Source organism: Vibrio sp. S457-15, from assembly GCF_000960545.1.
Taxonomy (GTDB): Bacteria; Pseudomonadota; Gammaproteobacteria; order Enterobacterales; family Vibrionaceae; genus Vibrio; species Vibrio parahaemolyticus.
The window spans coordinates 71,040-89,153 of the sequence record NZ_JYOQ01000005.1; the positions used below are offsets into that span (position 1 = coordinate 71,040).

Sequence of the window (18,114 nt, forward strand, 5' to 3'; positions counted from 1 at the left end):
ACGAACGGATGTTTCGCGAGAAAAGTATGCGTGAGCCTGTGATAAAACACCGCGGCATAACACTGAGGTTAAGCATGCATACCGAAATTGTCTAGGCACGAAAACATTTTGGTAGGAATCGTCATTTTGAGCCAATTCCTACCAAAAGACTAGTTCCTGCTAGGAACTAAAGAATTTCCGAGAGCGACGATTAATTCCACACAGAATCCACTTCTTCTTGAGTCAGATAACGGTAATCACCCGGTTCTAGAGTGTCATCCAACACGATATCGCCGATTCGCTCACGATGAAGTAGTTCTACTTTGTTACCAAGTGCAGCAAACATGCGTTTCACTTGGTGGTACTTACCTTCAACGATAGTAAGCAGTACTTCGTTTTCTGCTTCATTCACGATCTCAAGGTGCGCTGGTAACGTCGCTTCGCGTTCGTTTCTCAACTCAATACCTTGCGCAAACTTTTCAACGTAATCAGGTTGAATCGCATCCTCTAGCCACACGCGGTATGTTTTTTCGCATTTGTGTTTCGGTGATGTAATACGGTGAGACCATTGGCCATCATCTGTAATCAACACCAAACCCGTCGTGTCCACATCTAAACGGCCAGCGAAGTGAAGGTTTTCGACTTTAGGTTCATCAAGCAATACAAAGGCCGTAGGGTTGTAACCATCTTCGTGTGAACAAACAAAATCCGCTGGTTTGTACAACATGATGTAGCGAGGCCCTGGCGCACCGACTTCTCGGCCATCCCATTCCACAACACCACCTTCTGGCACTTTGAATGAACCACTTTTTTGTACTTCGCCATCGACGAGCACTTCGCCACTTTTGATGATCTTTGTTGCCTGCTTGCGAGTCGCACCCAGAGCATCACACAAATACTTATCTAAACGCATGAATACCTCATTGAATTATACCCAAGTGATCTCCGAATTACGGTTCAAAGGTCACTTGGGTATAAAAGTCAGGTATTATAGCCTTCCTAGTTCGAATAGTTGAGCAATTTCACATATTTTCATGTACACACTTCGCCCATATCAAGCTGACTCTGTTAAAGCCGTTATTCATTACTTTCGCAAACATTCCACCCCCGCAGTGATCGTACTACCAACTGGTGCTGGGAAAAGCTTAGTTATTGCAGAACTAGCACGCCTTGCCAAAGGGCGTGTGTTGGTTTTGGCCCACGTAAAAGAGCTGGTGGAACAAAACCACGCGAAATATGAAGGCTACGGTTTGAAAGGCGCCATATTTTCGGCAGGATTAGGAAGAAAGGAAACCGACCAACAAGTGGTGTTTGCCTCGGTGCAATCGGTAGTGCGCAATTTGGACTCATTCAAAAACCAGTTCTCACTTCTGGTTATCGATGAATGTCACCGTGTGCCAGACGATAAAAACAGCAGCTATCAAAAAGTGATTACGCACCTTCGAGAGCTCAACCCTGGCATCAAAGTTTTGGGCTTAACGGCAACACCCTATCGTTTAGGAATGGGATGGATTTATCAATACCACACCCGAGGTCAAGTACGCACCGAAGAGTCGCGCTTTTTCCGCGACTGTATTTTCGAACTGCCGATCCGTTACTTGCTTGACGAAAACTTCCTCACCCCCGCACGCATGATGGATGCGCCCGTTTTGTCTTACGACTTCTCGCAGCTGAAACCCGCTAATACCGGACGCTACAAAGAAGCGGAAATGGACATGGTTATCGACAAAGCCAAACGCGCCACTCCTCAGATCGTAGAGCAAATCATTCAATACGCGAGAGAGCGTAAAGGCGTGATGATCTTTGCTGCAACAGTTCGACATGCTCAAGAAATTCACGGCCTGCTGCCAGAAGGCGAAACCGCCATCGTCATTGGTGATACTCCAACGCCAGAGCGCGATGCGATCATTCAAGCTTTCAAAAATCGTGAAATCAAATACTTGGTGAATGTCTCTGTGTTAACCACCGGATTTGACGCGCCTCATGTGGATTTGATTGCCATCTTGCGCCCCACAGAATCGGTCAGCTTATATCAACAAATTGTTGGACGAGGTTTGCGTTTATCGGAAGGTAAAAATGAATGTCTGGTACTCGATTACGCGGGTAACAGCTACGATTTGTATCAGCCAGAAGTGGGAGATCCAAAACCCGACTCCACCAGCGAGATCATTACTATTCCTTGCCCCGCTTGCGGATTTAACAACAATTTCTGGGGTAAATTGGACAGCAATGGCTTTTTACTCGAACACTTTGGCCGACGATGCCAAGGTTACTTTGAAGATGAAGACACGGGCGAACGCGAACATTGTGGCTACCGTTTTCGTGCCAAATATTGCGGCGAATGTGGCGCAGATAATGATATTGCCGCTCGTATATGCCATGAATGTGATGCAACATTGGTCGACCCAGATAAGAAACTAAAAGAAGCACTGAATTTGAAAGACGCACTGATCTTCGAGTGCACAGAAATGGACTTGTCCGTATTCAAATCAAATGATGGCAAATCACAGCTCAAAGTCACGTATTCGGGGGAACCATACCAAGGCGAAGGTCATGCGTTAGTTCATGAGTTTTGGTCATTAAACACCAAGAAACAGAAGCAAACTTTTAAAGACCAGTTTGTGCGCCCTCACCTTGCAGATAAACATCGCCCGTTTGAAGAAGCATCGCCTACACGAGTCGTCGCCAATCAACACCGTTTCCGTTTACCGCAGTTTGTCATTGCCAGAAAGTCTGGGCGCTTTTGGAAGTTGCGCGACAAGATTTTTGAAGATGAACTTAAATAACGCTCGATTCGCACCAGTGATTTTGCCAAGAGCAAAGTGAATGTGACTGAACCGACAGTTCACACGATGATTCACTTTCTGTTCATGTACAGCTAGATATAATTTTGCCAACTCTTCAGAAAAGGTTTTGCTATGTATAAACCAGTGACCTCTCAAAATCTTGCGTTGTTTTTCAGCCTCGCCCCGATGCTGCTTTCTGCACCAAGCTTCGCGCAGCAAAATGATATTTACACCACGCAAAATGGCCACGCCATCGTGCAAGATGTCGAAAAGCCCGGCACACGTATCGAATTTGATGAAGACCAAGATGAGGTCTACCGCGCCGTACAAAAAGGCTACATTCGTCCCTTCTCTGAGCTTTACGCGGCCGTCGAAAATGACCTTTATGGTCGCATCATCAAAGTCGAGCTTGAAGAAGATGACAATGAATGGGTTTACGAACTGAAAATACTCTTCAACAATAGCGTGTTGAAGGTCGAATATGACGCTGCCACATTGGAAATGCTGGAAGTAAAAGGTCGAAACTTCAATAAAGCTTTAAAACCACCACAAAACTAAATAATAAGAAACGCTGCCATGAAAATACTTGTTGTCGAAGATGATCCTCGTCTAGGCGAGCAAATTATCGAAACGTTGGAAAATAACGGTTGGGTACCTGAGCTATCACAAGATGGCATTGACGCGCTCTACCGAGCGACATCCGAAGAATGGGACGCGATTGTACTCGACCTTGGTCTACCGAAACTCGATGGCTTGACCGTTTTAAAGGGCATTCGAGATGAAAACATCAACACTCCGGTCGTGATCCTAAGTGCGCGTGATACCTTAACTCAACGAGTAGAAGGCCTAAACGCAGGCGCCGATGATTACCTGACTAAACCGTTTGAAATGGTTGAGCTTATCGCTCGTCTTCGCGCCCAACTGCGCAGAGCATCTGGTAACGCTTCTCCGGTCATGCAAATAGGCGATTTAAGCCTAGATACCAGAACCTCAAAAGTGATGTGGCAAGGCCAAGCAGTGAGCCTAACAGCGCTGGAATATAAAGTAGTCGCTTACTTTATGCATAATCCTGAAAAAGTCATTTCACGCACGGAGCTTGTGGAGCACATTTACAAGCAAGACTTTGATCGTGACTCCAACACAATTGAAGTATTTATCGGTCGTATTCGTAAGAAAATCGCTCCAAAAGTCATAAAAACCGTGCGTGGCTTAGGGTATCAACTGAATGCCGAATAAGAACAAACTGCCGCTGCATGCCTTAAAACGCTTAAGTATCAAAAGCCGATTGGTGTTGGCGGCGGTTGTATGGCTCACCGCCATGATCCTTGCTGCGGGTGTCACCATTCCTACCCAAGTTTATAGCTATATGGTGGACGATACGCGCTCCCAACTGAGCATCTTTATGGATGAAATCGCCGCACAATTGGAAGTCGATCATACAGGCCATCTTTCGTTAGCTGCTCAACTGTCGGATCCTCGCTTTAGTCGCCCGTACAGCGGCTTATATTGGAGTGCATCGACAGATACAAGCCTCGAACGCTCTCGCTCGTTGTGGGATAAAAGAATCGAGTATAAAGGACTCGATAAAGATGCTTATGGTGCAAGAGACGAAAAACTGATTACTCTGGAAAAAGCGCTATATCTACCCGACTACGATGGTCCAATTCATATCATCGTAGGTATCGACGAAGAGCCAATAAAAAGCACACTGCAAACCCTTATTGGTCAACTCTGGCTAATTCTAGGATTGTTGTTTGCTGGCGTTTTGACTGTCATTCTCTTGCAAATCGTTTGGTCATTGAGTCCATTAACTAAACTGCAAAAAGAGCTGGCAGAGCTCAAAGCTGGAAATAAAAAGAGTTTAGAAGAAACTTATCCGAAAGAGATTTCGCCGCTTATTTCTGACCTCAATGCTCTTCTTTTCCACTATCAGGAGTTACTGGAACGTGCGCGTAACCACGCGGGTAATTTGTCACACGCACTTAAAACGCCGCTATCTGTGTTAAAAAATGAAGTGCAAACGCTAGAGCCCAAAACGCAAGCCCGCTTAAACGCCCCACTCAACCAGATTCAAGATCACATTGACTATCATTTAGGTCGCGCTCGAATGGCGGGTTCCATGAACATCCTTTCTGTCAAAGCCAATCCAGCAGAGCGAGTGGATGCTATCTCAATGGCGTTCGATAAAGTCTATGCCGAGCGAGACATCACCTTAGTTAATGAGCTTGATTCTGAGTTGAATGTTGCAGTCGAAAAAACCGACCTCGATGAAATGATCGGTAACTTGCTTGAAAATGGCTATAAATGGGCAAATAGCATGATTCGCGTCCACTCTACTCAGGATAAGGATAGTATCCACCTGATTATAGAAGACGATGGGCCTGGAATCCCTCAAGCGCAATTAGGCCAAGTCATCAAACGTGGTGTCAGATTAGACGAAACAACGCCAGGTTCTGGGCTCGGTTTAAATATTGTGAGTGAAATGGCGCACAGCTATCGAGGCCAATTGGCTTTGGAAAAGAGCAAAATGGGTGGCTTAAAAGCCACATTAACGTTGCACCGTAGCCGTACTTAAAACGAATCACGAAAGACTCTTTTTCATCGGTAAACGCTAATCAAACCGATGAAAATAGAAGCGATACGAGCATTTTTCACGCTAAGTGATGAAAACCATCAACTTCGGATCCGCCAAATGATGTGTTTTTATTGATTTAGATACGATTTGGGTTGCCCAATTCTAAGTGGAATGATAGTATCCGCGCTCGCTTGAACAGTTCCTGTTTCAAGCTTTACCACGAACAACAAGGTCGCATTGTTGATTGTGAACATTTGATTTTTACTAATTTGAGAGTAAATACTATGAAATTCGAAGCAGTAGTACGTACTGAACTAGGTAAAGGTGCGAGCCGCCGCCTACGTCACGCTGGCAAATTCCCTGCAGTTGTATACGGCGGTGAAGAAGCAGCAGTAGCTATCGTTCTTAACCACGACGACATCGTAAACCAAATGGACAAGCCTGAATTCTACGAAGGCATCGTTCTAGTTATCGATGGCAAAGAAGTTAAAGTTAAGCCACAAGACGTTCAACGTCACGCGTTCAAGCCAAAAGTTGAACACATGGACTTCATCCGTATCTAATTCCCTACCAAGGAATTAATCGGATTAAATCCAGACCTTTTGCATAAAAGATAATCGGATTTACCAACCGAGACATCTAAAAAATTTCAAAACCCCGGAGTCTTACCACCTCCGGGGTTTTACTATATATGGCATTTGATTTACGAACGGGCGATGTACTTCACTAAAGTGAGGTCAGTCAGTGTCATGCTATCAATCACTTCGGCTTCTTCTTCCCCAGTACGCACAAAACCACACTTCTTGTAAAAGTTCAGCCCTTGATTATTGGTGTTCAGTGCTTTCAGACTTATCTGCATAACTGGCGTCGAGAGTAGACGTGTTTCGAGCTCATCTAACAGCGCACTTCCTGCCCCTTGCCCATAATGTAACGGCGAGACATAGCAACACGTTACCAACGCCGTTTTATCTTCACTGGTGTGGTTAGGCAACTCGTAACTTAAAAACCCGACGATTTCCCCTTGTTTCTCAACCACGATCAATTGAGCCAGTTGCTCCGTGATAACTCGTGTCCACATCCTTTCTCGGCGCTCAATGGTAAACTGCTCTATATAGCTTTGTGGCATTAACCCTTTGTACGCCACCTGCCACGAATCGACATGTATTTTAGCAATTTGAGCTGCTTCTTCTCTGACAGCATTCCTTACTGTGTATCCCATTACTTTCCTTTCTATTCATCCTGAGTAAATACGCGCAATCGGTTATAAGCTTCAAATCTCAAAGATTCGCACAACTTAATCGAAGGTGTATTTTCGATATTTACTCGGTATCTCACTTTACGATCTCGCGTTTTAACCTCCGCCACTAAGTGTGAAAGCAAGCGCTTACCGTACCCTTTTTCTCTCGCTTTAGGGCTAACCAGTAACGATAACGACTCAAATGGCTCCTTTCCTTCGTAGCAATATGACGCTAATGCCGCAACCAATTTACCCTCTTCTAAAATGCCATAGAAGAAGTGGCTATCGAGCTCGAAATCGGCTTTCTCAATATCTTCTGCGCTGTTACTACGTAAAAATACGTCAAGCAACTCATTGTCAGATTCAATATTCAAAGTGAAAACATCAGCATCTTTATTGAAGGTATTATCATTAAATAAATGATAGTCGACGTCGTCATATTCGCAGAATAATTGCAGATTATTTAATTTTCTCTCTAGCTCACTCGGCTGAAAATGTTTAATTTTATGCCAGAGATTTTCCGGACAGGATAAAAGAGTAAACGCATCAGATTGGAATAAATAAACAGCGGTGTGTTCGGAAAACCTTTTCCAAAATTGGGAGTCATAGTAATAACCGTTGTACGGTTTTTGACTGAGTTCAAACTGATTGCGCCAAGAGCAATCGATTTCTGCTGTTTTCGCAGATGATTTTATAAGCATCCCTACCTCTCTACCTTTGCAGTAGAAAATTATAACTATTTGTTTCGTAGGAACTTAGAAAAACATGAATTTGGCAAAATAATAACCAAACTTAGCGTCATACCTCACCAAAGTGCGTATTGATTCACACAAATAACACGCATTCAATTAACTGCCTCACAAAAAATAGCTTAAGCCACATAAAATAGATGCTAAATACCAATTCTGTTTATTTATAGACGTAGTTTGCATGCTTATTAATTCGTATCTTCGATAGAAGTATAAATAAGAGATAGATCACTAAACTTTCACATTAATTCCGTATATTTCACGCCGTAACAATAACAAAATCACAAAGAAAGGATCCCTTATGAAGTTTTCCAAATCTCTATTGGTAGTGGCAGTGGGCGCTGCGCTAGCAGGATGCGGCTCAGACAGCGACAATTCACCAGTAACCTGTGAGACTGCAGATTCTTGTACTAAATTCACCGTTCTACACACTAACGACAACCATGGCCGCTTTTGGGAAAACAGCAAAGGCGAATACGGCATGGCTGCACGCAAAACTTTGATCGACTCTATTCGTGCAGAAGTGGAATCAAGCGGTGGCGAAACCATTCTATTGTCTGGCGGTGATATCAACACAGGTGTTCCTGAGTCAGACATGCAAGATGCAGAACCGGACTTCATAGGGATGAACCTGCTTGGTTACGACGCAATGGCTGTCGGTAACCACGAGTTTGATAACGCTTTAGATGTTTTGAACAAGCAGATCCAATGGGCTGACTTCCCTATGCTCGCTGCAAACATCTACAAGAAAGACACCGATGGTAAAGTAACCGACGAACGTTACTTCGCGCCTTACAAAGTCTTCACGATTAACGGACTTAAAGTTGCGGTTGTTGGCCTAACAACAAAAGATACAGCGAAACTGGTAAACCCAAGTAACGTTGCTGATATCTACTTCGAAGATCCTCAAGTTGAAATCAAAAAAGTACTTAAGGAAATCGAAGCAAACGAAACTGTCGATCTAGTTTTTGCAACAACACACATGGGTCACTACCAAGATGGTAACCATGGTAGCGAAGCACCAGGTGACGTTTTATTAGCGCGTTCTCTTGAAGAAGGCCAACTAGATGCAATTATTGGTGGCCACTCACAAAACCCAGTATGTATGGAGCCGGGTACTAACGAATACGCAGACTTCAAACCAGGTGACGAGTGTGCTCCAGACCAACAAAACGGCACATACATCATGCAAGCGCATGAGTGGGGTAAATATGTTGGTCGTGCAGACTTCGAATACTACGATGGCAAACTGCACCTAGCAAACTACGCTTTGATTCCAGTTAACCTAAAGGCAAAAGATGCGAACGGTGACTACCAATTCATCGCTGAAGAAATCAAGCCAGATGCTGTAGTTAAGCAAATTCTTCGTACTTACCAAGAGCAAGGTCAAGATCTGCTTGACGTTAAAGTATCTTCTACGGATGGCAAACTTGAAGGCGACCGCGGTGTAGTTCGCTCACAGCAAACGAACCTTGGCCACCTACTAGGTGAAGCGTACCGTACATACGAGCTAGTGAAAGCAGACTTTGGTGTGATGAACTCCGGTGGTGTTCGTGATTCAATCCAAGCTGGCGATATCACTTACCGTGATGTACTAACAGTACAACCATTTGGTAACTTCGTAACAAAAGCGACCATGACAGGTAAAGAAGTAAAAGAATACCTAGACGTCGTTGCTACGAAATCTGCGGGTTCTGGTGCTTACGCTCAACTAGACAACATCACTCTAGATGTAGATTGTGATGCTGGCTCAGTAACTATTACTGACATTAACGGTAAAGGCTTCAACCTAGACGCAACTTACACGTTCGCTGTAATTAGCTTCAGCGCTGCAGGCGGTGATGACTACCCAGTTATCCAAGTTGAATCAACTCAAATGACAGACGCATCAGTACTGCGTGAGTTCTTCGTAAACAACCCGCAAATCTCGGCGGATAGCTACAACAAGAACCTAGACAACATCAAGTACTTCAGCAATAGCCAAGCAGTGAAAGGCTGTCCTGCAACTGGTAGCTAATACTCTACACCTTACGCTCTGACTAGAATGGTTCTATCGAATCAATCCGTCAGAGCTCCTAAATCAAAACCGAAGCTTTGTGCTTCGGTTTTTTATTTTCGATAAATTGCTGATAATTCTCCACCTTCACAATCTGTTCAAAAATTGTTCATTTGTGTTGTTGACGCCCCTGTGCTGGGCTTCTATGTTTGATAAGGTCTTTCAAATATGCAGGCTCATCGGCTAAATTTCGCGAGACATTTTTATTCGCATAGTCAATGATTCTGAGAAAGATGTGAATGGCGTTACAAACACTGCTCTCAAACAATTTGTCTTTGGACTTCAAACGATGGTGATGTGCCTCCACGCGCACGCCAATGAGCAGCGATCTGGACGTCAATGTGTTCAAACTGCTGCCATCGAGTTCTGGAGGTCAAAAATGAAACGAGCCAGCAATAGCTACAGACTCCAAATGATCAAAGAAGTGGTCATCCGCCGAGAACGTGAAGCATGTACCGACCCTATGGCAAGGTACATTCACCAGTTAATGGATGAGCTTCCAACAAGCAAATTAGAGGTTGAGCTCAACCATCGATTTGCAGGAAATCACTTTGACGAACAAGCGGGAGGCTGGGTTAGCGACCGTTGGTCGATGAAATAACGCCAATTACCGATTTATAGGGAAAAATGGATAGGAGATTCCCGGTTCTTAAAGGATACCTTGCCGGGCCGGGAATATGTAAAAAGCAGAAACAAGAACGATGGCGTGTCCGCACCTTAATTAGAAATGCTTCTAAAACAAATCTTGTTGAGGTGATGAATTATCTTGAAGCTGTTCTGGCTTCGTCTTCCCTGCCAACATCTTTCTTCTGTATCTTTGACGACACAACTTAATAACGTGCAACTGCTGAGCGGGGGTTAAGTTCAGCCAATTAAACCGTTCCTCTCTTTTTCTCATACACCCCTTGCAATACCCTTTTTCATCGGAGGTACATACTCCAACACAAGGGCTTGGGACAGTGAAAAATTCCAGTTGCTCCATACTATAAACGCTCTTTCCATGCTAGGGCGTGTTTGCCTAGTTTAAATAACTAAACGAGAAGATTACTCACCGACAAAATCTGTTATACACTTCGTTATGTCAAAAACATACGAAACCATAACCGTATGCTGACAAAAACAGTGTTTTATTACTTATACTTACCGCGTTTCTAAAAACGGAGTCTATAAAATGAAGCTTAGCCTAAAAACGTTAGTTACAGCAATCTCTCTCCCTGTTCTTATGACTGCTTGTGCTAGCAACGGTGATGATGTGAAAGAAATTACGGCTCAAGATTTACAGCACCACAACTGGGAACTTGTTCAAGTTGATGGTAAGAATATCGTTCTAGACGAAAACCAAAAAGCGGCTCGCCTAGAAATCGGTGAAAACCTAACAGCAAACGGCAATGCGGGTTGTAACAACTTCTTCGGTCAAGCTGAGCTGAAAAACAACCAACTACGCATCGAAAAAATGGGCATGACCATGAAGATGTGTATGGAAGATCAAATGAAGATCGAAAATGCAATGACACAAACACTATCTAACTGGAGTGACATCACTCTAACTAAAGATGGTCTTGTTCTGAAAAATGCCGATCATGAGTTGACGTTTACTTTACGTGACTGGGTAAACTAATCCCAAGTCAGTAAACAAAACCATTTTTAAAAGCAGCCAACTGGCTGCTTTTTTTTATACCTAAATTACGTGCCCTACTTTATGAATCAATGCCGCTAAACTTTCTACTTCCAACTTCTTCATTACATTGGAACGATGAACTTCTATAGTGCGAAGCGAAACACACAGTTGGTTAGCCATATCCTGATTTTTCATCCCTTTAACCACCAGAATCAGTACTTCTTTTTCTCTTCTAGTAAGGCTTTGAAGAGTTAGTTTTGCACTTTGTTTTTCTTGGTTGTTTAGTGAACATTCCATAGCATTATCGATTGCCGCCACTAAAGCATTACCGTCCACAGGCTTTTGAAAAAAGTCCAACGCGCCTTCTTTTAAGGCCTCGACTGCCATTGGAATATCACCATGCCCAGTCAGGTATATAACGCTGATTGGACTACATTGATTACGCATTAGCAGGTGAAGCTCCTGCCCACGCATTTCTGGCATTCGGCTATCCAACAATACACATCCAGCTTGATGCAGATTCACACTCTGTAAGAAATCTTGCCCGTTTGAATAGACATCGACGCTATAACCATAACTTTCTAACATAAAGGCCATTGATTCTAAAACAGGCACTTCATCGTCAACGATATAAAGTGGGCAAAGATTACGACTCATTCTGAGCTTCCTGATATGGTAAAACGATAGTCACTTGACACCCAAATGGGTCAATTGACCTAAAATTGATGGAACCTTGGTGCGCTTCAATTACATCGCGACAAATAGCAAGCCCTAACCCTAGGCCATTTTCCTTCGTGGTATAAAAAGGCTGATCAAGAGGGGTATTTTGCTCTTCGAGCCCGACCCCGTTATCCATAACATCAATGATGACAACGTCATCACAAAAGCTGATATGGAGATCAACAAACAACTCTTTTTGCGAAGTCGAATGAGCAAGACAGGCATCTTTGGCGTTATTAAGCACATTAATGATCACCTGTTGCAATCCAGTCACATCCGCATAAACGTTTTGTACCTCGCCAGAATACATCACACCTAGTTGGATATTGTGACGTTGGAACTCATAATCCACCAACTTCATTGCATCATTGATGACGGCAGGTAAGTCAACCCAGCTTTTCTCGATTGGCGTCCGGTGAATCAAACTACGTAAACGCTGCACTATGTCACTCGCAGACGTCACTTGTTGTTGAATTTTCTCTATTATCGGCAACATTTCCTCGGGTGTAGTGCCTTGCTCCATCCGCATCTTTGCACCTTGACTGTAGTTTTTAATCGCAGCCAATGGTTGATTAATTTCGTGTGCGATGCTGCTACCTAATTCCCCCACAATCGTAATCCGTTGAGCGTGTTCCAACATGCTACTCTTGCGACGTAAATCATTGAGGGTAGCTTTCAACTTTTCTCTACTACGTTTGAACGTCCACTCTAGCCAAAAGTGATAGATAGTCAGTAACACCAATGTTAGCAGCGCTGCGATAGCGACTGCTTGGTTTTTATGTAGCCACTCTTGAACCTTTTGCGCCCAAGGTTTCTGTAAGGGATGTAAGTCCAAATGCTTGTAGACTTTATCTACGTTAACGCTAGGCGCAGGTAGCGTCCAACCCACATTGTTGGCAGCAATAGCGGCTGAATGATCTGCAGGCATTGCAAACAGGGTTTGTGCGACCTTTTGCCCAACATCTACCGGAGCACGCTCCGTCATGGCCATGGTCCAATTTGGGTACAGAGGAGTACTAACTGCGCAAACGGAATCAGCAGGCCTTCTTTCGTTGAGCACTCGCAAATTATGCAGCTCTATCTTGCCTTCGGCCGCCATGTTTTCCAGCGTACAAGCAGGAACAATTGCAACATCAATTTGGTCGTCGATCACATCGAGAATCAACTGATCGGTCGGTGGGCCAGTAAAGTGGATTGTTTCAAAGAACGATGAGTTGAAATACCCAAGTTTGTCGAGCTCATAACGTAGTGCAAGAAAACCACCAAACGCCTTTTCTGATACAGCGGCAATACTGGCTTCATTGATGTCTCTCAGTGTTTTAAAAGTCGATTCTTCACGCACAACAACGACTGATGCTATCGACTTGTTCGGCACATTGCTGTAAGCCGTTTTCTGCGTTGCTAGCCAGTTAATAGGGTACTCACGAGCAAGCTTAGTTGCCTGTCCTGGGCTCGTTAATATGAAATCCAACCAACCGTGTAAAAAGGCTTCTTCTAGTTGGTCAAAATCGTAAGTATGTAAGTTGAATTCATAGTTAGGGTTTTGTTCTTCCAACCATGTCATTGTGGGTTGCCAAGATTCTTTAGCGTGAGAATGCCCTCTCAAAGCCAGCACACCTACATCAAATGTTGTCCTATCAGGCTGATGTTCTGCTTTGACTTGAGAAATACAGGTAAAACCAACAAATACAATAGAATAAAGGAGTTTCTGAAAATAATTTTTAGTCACTTAATAAAGCACAACGACAGCGTATTGGTTTCGCATTTTAGCACCGTTCCCCTCTCTAACTTTGTTGCTTTAGATCAATCCCACATCATTATTGTGGGAAACCACAATACCACCTAACTATTGATTTCCTCAGAATGCCTTACCCACAAAGGGGTAGAGTGCATTTCCGCTTATTTTAAGCCATGAACACCAAAAATGATTAAGAAACGTTCATGCCTGTACTCCCCCTTCAAAAGCATTCTATCTGTCGAAACATCAAGGATTCGGCAGCAAAACTTTAAATTAAAATACGGAAGCAACTCATGAAAAAATCGACAATTGCGTTGGGTGTGTTGGCCGCTGTCGCAGCGGTTGGCTACTCAGCTTACAATACGATGTTCTCAGCTGAGGCTGTAATAGTGGATGCTGCTGCTCAAGAGCAGAAGTTCACACAGTACGCTCACCCAGAACACTTCATTTCTGCACAACAACTGAAATCTCTGATGGATGGTGACAAAGACGTGGTTGTGATCGGTGCGCTAAACCCTATCAAACCAGATAGTCCTATTTCTGGTTCTTACACTATGTGGCGTAACGATTACTCAGCGACTGAAGACGCCTACGACTTCGGCGGTATGAGTAATAGCACAGAAGAAATGGAGACGATCCTAGGCAGCTTCGGCGCAACAACAGACAGCACAATCGTCGTCTACGCTGCGGGCTCACACCACGATGCTGCGCGTCTTTACTGGCAAATCCATAACCTTGGCCATCAAGATGTTCGTTACCTTGACGGGGGCTTGAACGCTTGGATGGGCGCTGGCTACCCAACTGGCTCTGCAAACCAAAGCGTTGCAGCGGTTGAATACAACGCACCTAACACACAACAAGAGAACAATGCCCTAGCAACGCTAGACATGGTTATCGCAGCGCAAAACAACCCTGATTGGGTGATCCTAGATACTCGCGGAAACGACGAGTTCAACGGTGAAGTTGCGGTTTCTGGCGCATACGGTCCGGGCACTATCCCAAGCAGTGTTCACATTAATTGGACCAAAGCGTTAAACGAAGACACGACGCTGAAATCAGCAGAAGAACTGCAAGCCCTTTACGGCGACATCATCAAAGGTAAGAAAGTTATCGCTTACTGCCAGTCTGGTGTTCGCTCTGCCCACACCACCATGATTCTTACTGAAGTATTAGGTGCAGAAGGCGTCTACAACTACGACGGCTCATGGATCGAGTACAGCCATGCTCACTACGAGCAAAAGAATCCTGAAGTGAACGTTATCAACGGCAAGAGCTAATCAACACGGAAACCGCAGTTAATGAACAATGTAATTTTTAGCCAAAAGCTATACGACACCGCGCAAATGATTGTCGATGGCTGTATGGGTGATGCCGATCCGGCATGTCAAACCGCATGTCCAATGCACACAGACGTAAAACAGTACGTTCGCATGGCTGGTGAAGGGAATTTCCAAGGCGCTTTGGATCTGATCCGCAGCAAATTATTCCTTCCTCAAACTCTTGGTCGTATTTGTGCCCACCCTTGTGAAGCGTCTTGTCGTCGTAACACTGAGTTCGGTCAGCCAATCAGCGTTGCAGGCATCAAACGTTTCGTCGCAGAGAAAATGGATAACCAAGATCACTGGGATCTCAACATTGCCCCTATGACGAACAAACACATCGCGATCGTTGGTGCAGGCCCTGCTGGCGCGCAAGCGGCTATTGAGCTTCGTCGTCAAGGCCACGAAGTAACGATTTACGAAAAGCTAGACGTTTACGGCGGCATGATGCGTGTGGGTATCCCTGAATACCGTCTACCACGCGATGTTATCGATTTCGAATACAGCTACCTAGCGATGCTGGGTATCAAAACTCAGTTTGGCGTTGAGATCGGCAAAGACATTAGCTTCGACACTCTACGTAGCGAACATGATGCTGTGATTCTGGCTCACGGTGCACACGTCGGTTCGATCATCCCTCTGCCGGGTCATGACAACGATGGCGTGTTCTCTGCGGTTGAATACCTAAAAGAGATTTCTGAAACTCGCCAATTTCCACGTGCAGGTAAACGAGTGATGGTTGTCGGCGGTGGTGACGTTGCAATGGACTGTGCGCGCTCTTCATGGCGTATTGGTGCAAGCGACGTGTACCAATGCTCACTTGAGAGTATTGAAAACCTGCCAGCAAGCCAAGTCGAAATCGACGAGTCACTAGAAGAAGGCGTCGAGTTCAACGCAGGTTGGGGCCCAGTTGCTATCGAACACGAGAACGGCAAAGTAACCGGCATCACTATCAAGAAAGTCCTGTCTATCTTTGATGAGCAAGGCAACTTTGCACCTCAGTACAGCGAAGAAAGCAAAACCATCTCTGTAGACACCATCGTTTTTGCAACCGGTCAAATCGTGGCAGACATTACTGACGGTGCACTAGAGCAAACTCGCGGTGGTCGTTACGTGGTCGATAAACAAACACTAGCATCGAGCCTAGAAGACGTCTTCGTAGCCGGTGACGCGTGTGGCGGTAACATCGTGATTGAAGCGATGGCATTAGGTCGTAAAGCCGCAATGAGTGTTGAGCGTTTCCTAACGACTCGCCCACTAACTGAAGACCGCGACTTCGAGCAAGAATACAGCTACTCATCTCGTCTAGACGTACCACTACCAAAAGGTACGGTAGATACCCCTCGCCTACACGGTGAATTGCGTGACGCTGAAGAGCGTAAGCAAGATTTTGCCCAAGTGGATTTAGGCTTTACTGAACAACAAATCAAACAAGAAGCATCTCGCTGTCTGCAATGTAGCTGCAAGCTGTGTATGACCGAGTGCATCATGATGAACGACTTCAGTGATTGTCCGAAGACCATCTTCTCTGACTTCGTGAACAACAAGTCGATGGATCCATTGCTGGCTTACTCATGTAACGCCTGTGACCAGTGCACCATCGTGTGTCCGAAAGACTTCCCGATGAAGGAAATGTTCCTAGGCGCACGTACTGACTTTGTTAAGGCAAACAATGGTGAATCACCAATGCCGGGTCATAAAGCGATCAATATGCACCAGAAACTGGGCTTCTCAAAAATCTTCACTATGGCAAAACGAGCGGTATCGACAAAATGAGTAATAAAGTATTTATGCCAGGATGCAGTTTGCCATCCTATTCACCAGAAGGCGTAGCGGCCATTGCGAGCTACCTAAAAGAAGTATTCCCAGAAATGGGCGCAGTACAGAAATGCTGTGGCAAACCGACCGCGGCTATCGGCCAAACAGAGAAATTCAAAGAACGCTACGGCCAGCTTCAAGCAGACTTCGACAAGCTAGATGCACAAGAAGTCATCGTGGCGTGCCAAAGCTGCTACGGCATGATCAAGAAGTCTGGCGGCACACAAAAGCCGGTTTCATTATGGAAACTGCTTCCAGAAATCGGTTTGCCAGAAGCGCTACGCGGCAAAGCAAAAAACAGTGACGTGGTGTTTACCATTCATGATTCTTGTTCGACTCGCTACGAGAAAGAACTGCAAGACGGTATTCGTTGGATCTTAAACGAACTTGGTTACAAAACCTCTGAACCAGAACACACACGTGAAAACACGCGCTGTTGTGGTTTCGGCGGCATGGTTGTACCTGCAAACCCAGACGTGGCAACACGCGTAATCAAGCGCCGTGTTGAAGAGTTCGAGACAGACTACGTCGTGGTTTATTGCTCAGCTTGTCGTGCATCCATGATGGGGGTTGGTACGAAATCTTGGCACATTCTGGATCTGATGTTCGGCCCTGTGATCATGCAAGGCGATGAACCGCCAGTCAACGTACTCGCTAGCCCTGTGAAAGCTTGGTTCAACCGCTACAAATCAAAAGCGGGTCTGATCAAGTGTATGTCTGTATAGCTATCTCTTTTTAATTATTAGGTTTAAGTGAAGTTGAACTTATGAAATTCGTAAAAATCGCTCTTATTGTCGCTGTTGTAGCTATTGCTCTGTTCGCGGCTAAACAAACTGGCATTCTTGAAATCATCACAGACATCAAGAGCCTACAAGATTGGATCGCCAGCTTTGGTGTGTGGGGCTACGCCGTATTCGTAGCAGCATTCGTGTTTGCGTGTGTTTTCCTACTACCGGGCAGCGCGTTCACCATTGTGGCAGGTATCGTATTTGGCCCTATCAAAGGCGGTATCTTAGCGCTGTTTTCTGCAACGCTTGGCGCAGTAGCGGCATTCATCGTGGCACGTTTCCTACTGCGCAACACCATCATGAAAAAGTTTGGCGATAACCCAATCTTCAAGAAAATCGATGACGGTGTAGCAGCAAACGGCACCAGCTTCTTGATTCTGACTCGTCTTGTGCCTGTATTCCCATTCAGCCTACAAAACTACGCTTACGGTCTAACCAGCCTCAACCTTGGCACTTACGCTCTGGTTTCTCTGTTGACCATGGCACCAGGCGCATTCATCTTCGCTTACATGGCGGGGGATATTGCGACAAACGGCGTGTCTGTGATGTTGCTAGTGAAATTTGCGGTTGCGGGTCTTGTGCTGTTTGGTATGTCTCTGATTCCAAAATACATCGCGAAGAAAAAAGGCATCAACATGGAAGAATTAGCGAAGTAGTCCGGTCTATCCAACATTGACGCTAAAAGAGTGCAGCTATCGTGCTGCGCTCTACCCTTTACATCATTGATAGTA

General features: G+C 44.9%; 18 protein-coding genes. 12 read left to right on the plus strand and 6 right to left on the minus strand.

The annotated features are described in order from the left end of the window. Positions 1–190: 190 nt before the first annotated feature. Positions 191–892 carry a 16S rRNA pseudouridine(516) synthase RsuA gene (gene rsuA, locus UF05_RS00575; protein ID WP_045546115.1) on the minus strand — a complete coding sequence of 234 codons (702 nt, stop codon included), beginning with the start codon at positions 890–892 and terminating at the stop codon, positions 191–193. Between the two features lie 121 nt (positions 893–1,013). Between rsuA and UF05_RS00580 the strand changes: the two genes are divergently transcribed. From UF05_RS00580 to rplY, 5 genes are all read left to right on the plus strand, one after another. Further along, entirely contained in the window at positions 1,014–2,765 is a 1,752-nt protein-coding gene (locus tag UF05_RS00580) for a DEAD/DEAH box helicase (RefSeq protein ID WP_005489009.1), read from the plus strand. Positions 2,766–2,897: 132 nt separating this feature from the next. Beyond that, the gene (locus tag UF05_RS00585) at positions 2,898–3,323 is read left to right on the plus strand and encodes a PepSY domain-containing protein (protein ID WP_005495629.1); all 426 of its coding nucleotides are present in this window, start codon (positions 2,898–2,900) and stop codon (positions 3,321–3,323) included. 18 nt (positions 3,324–3,341) lie between these two features. Then, complete coding sequence (locus UF05_RS00590; RefSeq protein ID WP_045546116.1) at positions 3,342–4,001, plus strand: response regulator transcription factor; 660 nt, start codon at positions 3,342–3,344, stop codon at positions 3,999–4,001. Continuing rightward, positions 3,991–5,340, plus strand: a complete 1,350-nt coding sequence (locus UF05_RS00595; RefSeq protein WP_045546117.1) for an ATP-binding protein — start codon at positions 3,991–3,993, stop codon at positions 5,338–5,340. Before UF05_RS00590 ends, UF05_RS00595 begins: the two co-directional genes overlap by 11 nt. Before the next feature lie 284 nt (positions 5,341–5,624). Continuing rightward, entirely contained in the window at positions 5,625–5,903 is a 279-nt protein-coding gene (gene rplY / locus UF05_RS00600; RefSeq protein WP_005378066.1) for a 50S ribosomal protein L25, read from the plus strand. A gap of 140 nt (positions 5,904–6,043) precedes the next feature. Here rplY and UF05_RS00605 read toward each other — a convergent pair whose 3' ends face one another. Together UF05_RS00605 and UF05_RS00610 are read right to left on the minus strand one after the other, a co-directional pair. Continuing rightward, on the minus strand, positions 6,044–6,559 hold the full coding sequence (locus tag UF05_RS00605; RefSeq protein ID WP_045546118.1) for a GNAT family N-acetyltransferase: 516 nt from the start codon (positions 6,557–6,559) through the stop codon (positions 6,044–6,046). Positions 6,560–6,570: 11 nt separating this feature from the next. Continuing rightward, positions 6,571–7,278 carry a GNAT family N-acetyltransferase gene (locus tag UF05_RS00610; protein WP_024699890.1) on the minus strand — a complete coding sequence of 236 codons (708 nt, stop codon included), beginning with the start codon at positions 7,276–7,278 and terminating at the stop codon, positions 6,571–6,573. 349 nt (positions 7,279–7,627) lie between these two features. Between UF05_RS00610 and ushA the strand changes: the two genes are divergently transcribed. Further along, a complete protein-coding gene (ushA, locus tag UF05_RS00615) occupies positions 7,628–9,343 on the plus strand; it encodes a bifunctional UDP-sugar hydrolase/5'-nucleotidase UshA (RefSeq protein WP_005495634.1) in 1,716 nt (571 codons plus the stop codon). 418 nt (positions 9,344–9,761) lie between these two features. Continuing rightward, entirely contained in the window at positions 9,762–9,983 is a 222-nt protein-coding gene (locus UF05_RS26210; protein ID WP_005462330.1) for a hypothetical protein, read from the plus strand. 132 nt (positions 9,984–10,115) lie between these two features. On the opposite strand, the gene UF05_RS00625 is transcribed toward UF05_RS26210, so the two are convergent. Continuing rightward, a complete protein-coding gene (locus tag UF05_RS00625) occupies positions 10,116–10,364 on the minus strand; it encodes a DUF1289 domain-containing protein (RefSeq protein WP_020840419.1) in 249 nt (82 codons plus the stop codon). Between the two features lie 189 nt (positions 10,365–10,553). Here UF05_RS00625 and UF05_RS00630 point away from each other — a divergent pair, with 189 nt between their 5' ends. After that, on the plus strand, positions 10,554–11,000 hold the full coding sequence (locus UF05_RS00630; RefSeq protein ID WP_005486896.1) for an META domain-containing protein: 447 nt from the start codon (positions 10,554–10,556) through the stop codon (positions 10,998–11,000). Positions 11,001–11,060: 60 nt separating this feature from the next. Here UF05_RS00630 and UF05_RS00635 read toward each other — a convergent pair whose 3' ends face one another. After that, a complete protein-coding gene (locus UF05_RS00635) occupies positions 11,061–11,657 on the minus strand; it encodes a response regulator transcription factor (protein WP_023623980.1) in 597 nt (198 codons plus the stop codon). Then, positions 11,647–13,389: a sensor histidine kinase gene (locus tag UF05_RS00640; RefSeq protein ID WP_443083221.1), complete on the minus strand. Its 1,743-nt coding sequence runs from the start codon at positions 13,387–13,389 to the stop codon at positions 11,647–11,649. Before UF05_RS00640 ends, UF05_RS00635 begins: the two co-directional genes overlap by 11 nt. A 362-nt stretch (positions 13,390–13,751) precedes the next feature. Here UF05_RS00640 and UF05_RS00645 point away from each other — a divergent pair, with 362 nt between their 5' ends. Genes UF05_RS00645 through UF05_RS00660 form a run of 4 tightly spaced genes read left to right on the plus strand, consistent with a single transcriptional unit; the run spans position 13,752 to position 18,039 of the window. Then, positions 13,752–14,735 (plus strand): sulfurtransferase, encoded by a 984-nt coding sequence (locus tag UF05_RS00645; protein WP_005462348.1) that lies wholly within the window; start codon positions 13,752–13,754, stop codon positions 14,733–14,735. Between the two features lie 21 nt (positions 14,736–14,756). Next, complete coding sequence (locus UF05_RS00650; RefSeq protein ID WP_045546119.1) at positions 14,757–16,553, plus strand: FAD-dependent oxidoreductase; 1,797 nt, start codon at positions 14,757–14,759, stop codon at positions 16,551–16,553. Beyond that, complete coding sequence (locus UF05_RS00655) at positions 16,550–17,320, plus strand: (Fe-S)-binding protein (protein ID WP_005478886.1); 771 nt, start codon at positions 16,550–16,552, stop codon at positions 17,318–17,320. Before UF05_RS00650 ends, UF05_RS00655 begins: the two co-directional genes overlap by 4 nt. A gap of 41 nt (positions 17,321–17,361) precedes the next feature. Next, positions 17,362–18,039 carry a TVP38/TMEM64 family protein gene (locus UF05_RS00660; protein ID WP_005462335.1) on the plus strand — a complete coding sequence of 226 codons (678 nt, stop codon included), beginning with the start codon at positions 17,362–17,364 and terminating at the stop codon, positions 18,037–18,039. The last annotated feature ends 75 nt before the right edge of the window (positions 18,040–18,114 follow it).

Bases quoted from the DNA above. Each gene is read 5' to 3' on its own strand.
- rsuA (WP_045546115.1), bottom strand. From the start codon at position 892: ATGCGTTTAGATAAGTATTTGTGTGATGCTCTGGGTGCGACTCGCAAG.
- UF05_RS00580 (WP_005489009.1), top strand. From the start codon at position 1,014: ATGTACACACTTCGCCCATATCAAGCTGACTCTGTTAAAGCCGTTATT.
- UF05_RS00585 (WP_005495629.1), top strand. From the start codon at position 2,898: ATGTATAAACCAGTGACCTCTCAAAATCTTGCGTTGTTTTTCAGCCTC.
- UF05_RS00590 (WP_045546116.1), top strand. From the start codon at position 3,342: ATGAAAATACTTGTTGTCGAAGATGATCCTCGTCTAGGCGAGCAAATT.
- UF05_RS00595 (WP_045546117.1), top strand. From the start codon at position 3,991: ATGCCGAATAAGAACAAACTGCCGCTGCATGCCTTAAAACGCTTAAGT.
- rplY (WP_005378066.1), top strand. From the start codon at position 5,625: ATGAAATTCGAAGCAGTAGTACGTACTGAACTAGGTAAAGGTGCGAGC.
- UF05_RS00605 (WP_045546118.1), bottom strand. From the start codon at position 6,559: ATGGGATACACAGTAAGGAATGCTGTCAGAGAAGAAGCAGCTCAAATT.
- UF05_RS00610 (WP_024699890.1), bottom strand. From the start codon at position 7,278: ATGCTTATAAAATCATCTGCGAAAACAGCAGAAATCGATTGCTCTTGG.
- ushA (WP_005495634.1), top strand. From the start codon at position 7,628: ATGAAGTTTTCCAAATCTCTATTGGTAGTGGCAGTGGGCGCTGCGCTA.
- UF05_RS26210 (WP_005462330.1), top strand. From the start codon at position 9,762: ATGAAACGAGCCAGCAATAGCTACAGACTCCAAATGATCAAAGAAGTG.
- UF05_RS00625 (WP_020840419.1), bottom strand. From the start codon at position 10,364: ATGGAGCAACTGGAATTTTTCACTGTCCCAAGCCCTTGTGTTGGAGTA.
- UF05_RS00630 (WP_005486896.1), top strand. From the start codon at position 10,554: ATGAAGCTTAGCCTAAAAACGTTAGTTACAGCAATCTCTCTCCCTGTT.
- UF05_RS00635 (WP_023623980.1), bottom strand. From the start codon at position 11,657: ATGAGTCGTAATCTTTGCCCACTTTATATCGTTGACGATGAAGTGCCT.
- UF05_RS00645 (WP_005462348.1), top strand. From the start codon at position 13,752: ATGAAAAAATCGACAATTGCGTTGGGTGTGTTGGCCGCTGTCGCAGCG.
- UF05_RS00650 (WP_045546119.1), top strand. From the start codon at position 14,757: ATGAACAATGTAATTTTTAGCCAAAAGCTATACGACACCGCGCAAATG.
- UF05_RS00655 (WP_005478886.1), top strand. From the start codon at position 16,550: ATGAGTAATAAAGTATTTATGCCAGGATGCAGTTTGCCATCCTATTCA.
- UF05_RS00660 (WP_005462335.1), top strand. From the start codon at position 17,362: ATGAAATTCGTAAAAATCGCTCTTATTGTCGCTGTTGTAGCTATTGCT.